Below are 3,868 nucleotides of genomic sequence, written 5' to 3'. Positions count from 1 at the left end.
ATGAAGCAGCTAAGAGAAATGGCAGTAAAGGAGATAGTGTTTTTATGGCTTCTATAGAAAAATTACTAAAGGATTTGGAGCAAGGTCGAAAAATAAAATGGGATACTAATAAGCTAGCTAAAATACTAAGGTCAGTAAAAGATCCGTTTACTTCAGGATATATTGCTGAAAAAAAAGAAAAGTTTGACGAACTGGTTCGTTTGTTAAACGAGGGATACTTAACAATACAGGTAGGAAGATATAAAACGGAATTTGACATCGAAGATGATCATATAGATGAAGAATATTTAGCAGTGGTTCGTGAATATGAAGAAAGATTAAAAGCAAGCGGAGAATTTGATATATTTGAAAGAATAAGAGCTTCTTTGAAAAATACTCAAGCTGTTTCGATGAAATTTTATTGGTATAGAAAATTACAGAATTTAGGTTCTAACATAATACAAATTCGAAGACATAATTATTCTTTGTATGCAGAGGATTTACAGATTAAAATCGTTATAGGTGACTGTAATTTACCACATACATTGGAATCATTTCATAAGGGACTACAACGGCTTATTATATTACCTTATATTAAAAAAGAACATACATACTATTACATTGCAATTTCCTCAACAACTTCAAAGAATGAATATATTGAATCCAAAATGTAAGAAGATTGCTGTGAAATAAAAGTAATTGCTTTAGTTGATGATTACTATTATGGAATGAAAACTGTGAAAATTAGTTACTGAAACTCATTATCCGATTTCGCTGATCAAGAATGACATTATATGAAACATTCATAAAAATTATATCCTTTTAGGAGCGATTCATAAATATGTTGAATCGCTTTTTTGTATAGTGGAGAATTTATGGAAAAAGATATTACTGTAACATGAAATGGTAAATAGAGGTATGACTTGATATAATTTGCATGAAAAACAGATTATTGAACAAAATTAGGGGGGATTTCGTTGGTTAGATTACTGCTTCACTTAGAGGGGGTATTTGTGTTCTTATTAAGTGTGTATTTTTATTCTCAAAATAATTTTAGCTGGATATTATTTTTTGTATTGCTGTTGAGTCCAGATTTATCGATGTTGGGGTATCTAGTAAACAATAAAATCGGTTCAATATGCTATAACTTATTTCATACATACATATTAGCTATTTTTTTAATATTCATTGGTGTTATATGGTCAATAGATTTAGTGTTAGCACTAGGTTTCATTCTAGCAGCCCACATTGGTATGGATCGAACGGTTGGCTATGGGCTTAAATACCAGAACGAGTTTAAAGACACACATTTAAATAGAATATAGTTAACTCTCCATAATTATATAAATAGAAATCCTAACATGTTAAAAAGAGGAAAAGTCAATATTGGCTATTCCTCTTTTTTGTATGGTGATTCGATTATGTAACTTTTTATGGACTTAACATTAAAACCAAGAATCGTTTACTTTAAATTAATGGTGGCTTAATGCTTTTTGTGTATTATTTGTTTTACAAAGAATTTCTTTGTAAGGAAAGATCTTTGAATAGTAAAAGGATGTTCTGCCTAAACGGAATCTTTTAGTAAGATTTGGGCCTTCGCTACAATCTAGAACAACATATTGTGTAAAGAGGAGATGACAATGATGAACGATCAATCACATTTACAAGGAAATAAATCGACGCAGTTGTTGGTAGTGTAGTGGACTAGCCATTTTATGAAAAAATAGTAGATGGTTATTTGTTTATAGTGTTCGGAAATGAAAAACATTTATATGATCATCTTCCGAACTACATAAGTCTTCCACAATTCGATTGACTACGACGTACTTTAGCAAAAACAAAGTGGTCATTATAAATGTGACTTTTATAGAATGCAATTGTTTGGTGAGTGATTAATTATCAGAAAAGAAAGATAAAAAATCCATACTTTATGAAGCTTTAACTGGGGTAATAAGAAATGACAATTTAAAATCTTTTTTGTGAAAAGAGGGATCCCTATGAATAATAAACAAAATGATCATGAAATGAATAGTGGGACAAGTAATGATTTTTTTGATAAAAAAATGGATCGTAGAAGCTTTTTTAAGAAGACATCAGGAGTTGCTGGAGCTACGCTTGGGTTAACGTTGATTCATTCACTAAATAGTTTGCCTGTAGAGGCTGTATCTAACTCTTCAATTATTTATTCAAAGGGAAATAAACCAGATTTAGTGTTTCCGGTTATAAGCGATGTACATATTAATTCTGGCAATAATAAAACTTTAGAAAAGTTTATTACTACTTTGGAACAATTAAATCAGGTAGCTCCAACACAAGATGCTTTTGTGGTTGTTGGTGATTTAACCGATTATGGAGTTACATCAGAATATGATAAGTTTATGACTGCTTACAATGCAAGGAAACAAGCGAAAGCTACTTCAATGTTTGCTATCGGTAATCATGACTACTGGAATGGGTTATCAGTGGCTGACGCTCAAGAAAGATTTAAAGAGAAAACAGGTATGGAATCCATTTACTATCATAAGGTCATCAAAGGATATCACTTTATTGTTCTTGGTACTGAAGATGGTAAAACTGAAGGAACTTTTTCGGCAAAGCAGATTGCATGGCTAGATGAACAGTTAAAGCTGGCGAACGATGATGATCGCAAGAAACCAATTTTTGTCTTCCATCATCAGCCCATCAAAGGAACCATTTATGGTAGCGAATGGGGCTTCTCTGAAAATAGAGATCTTTTTTACAATACTTTTAAAAAATATCCGCAAGTCATTTCTTTTTCCGGTCATACCCATTATCCGTTAGATGATCCTAGAATTATTCATCAGAAAGATTTTACTTCTATCGGAACTTCTTCAGGTGCCTATTTGTATCTAGATGCCGGAAGAATTCAAGGAGAAGTGCCTGAGGGAGCCGATATTCTTAATCAAGCACTAATTGTAGAGATATATAACAATAAAGTATTGATAAAACGCCGTGATATTCATAACAATGATTGGACAGGAGAACCATTTGAAATTAATCTTCCTGCTAATAAGCATAATTTTAAATATATAGAAGATAGAGATAAAAAGGCACCTTACTTTATGAACGACGCAATGCTATCCATTGTTCATGAAATGACAACTGCAACTGGGTTAGCTATTATGTTTACTCAAGCGAAAGATAAGGTTCTTGTACATGACTATCAAGTAGTGGCTAGAAATATCGAAACAGGTGAAGTTTCTAGGGAATTCATTGCATTCTCAGAATTTTATAAGGACCCTGTGCCAAATCCATTAACGCTACCAATCGAAGGATTAAAGCCTAATACAACTTATGAGATTGAAGTACTTGCCCTTGATGCATACGGAAATAAAAGTAATAACTCTTTAAAAGTATTAGGGAAAACTATTGACGGTGAAGTGAAGGATGTAAACATTACTTTATCTAAAGATGTATTAAACGGAATAGAGGATCTAGTAGAAGTAACAGTTGAAAATGCGAGAATCCCAAAAAGTGACTGGATTGGATTATATGAAGTAAATGAAAATCCCGGTGATGTTGCATCAATTTGGTGGAAGTACACGCAAGTTACAGATGGAACGTTCAAATTTACTTACAATCCTAAAGACAATATTTATCCAAATCGATATAAAGAAGGATCGACGTATAAGTTCGTTTATTTCTATGGAAGTGGGTATGATTCTGTAGCTTCAACAACATTCACTGTGAAAAGTAAATAATAGTCTTAATGTTACAAAAAATGAAGATGTAAGCAACAAGCTTACATCTTCATTTTTAGAATAGATTTATTAACATTGCCGTATGTATTTGCTTTTATTATTAGTATACTTTAAAGAAGATTGACAGATAAAATTGTTCATCTAGATTTACATAAAGGCCATTAATG

At 31.8% G+C, this 3,868-nt stretch carries 3 protein-coding genes; all 3 read left to right on the top strand.

Annotated features, from left to right (window positions below; all coding sequences use genetic code 11):
• Nucleotides 1–653: hypothetical protein (locus V7014_RS21150; protein ID WP_335510038.1), on the top strand; the 653-nt coding region annotated here is incomplete at its 5' end.
• A gap of 303 nt (nucleotides 654–956) precedes the next feature.
• Nucleotides 957–1,304: a DUF4260 domain-containing protein gene (locus tag V7014_RS21145; RefSeq protein WP_335510036.1), complete on the top strand. Its 348-nt coding sequence runs from the start codon at nucleotides 957–959 to the stop codon at nucleotides 1,302–1,304.
• A 672-nt stretch (nucleotides 1,305–1,976) separates the two neighbouring features.
• Complete coding sequence (locus tag V7014_RS21140; RefSeq protein ID WP_335510035.1) at nucleotides 1,977–3,701, top strand: metallophosphoesterase; 1,725 nt, start codon at nucleotides 1,977–1,979, stop codon at nucleotides 3,699–3,701.
• Nucleotides 3,702–3,868: the final 167 nt, after the last annotated feature.

Origin of the sequence: Bacillus sp. JJ722, assembly GCF_036963345.1 — a bacterium.
In the GTDB taxonomy this organism is placed as follows: domain Bacteria; phylum Bacillota; class Bacilli; order Bacillales; family DSM-1321; genus Bacillus_AD.
This window is presented reverse-complemented; position numbering and strand designations above follow the sequence as displayed.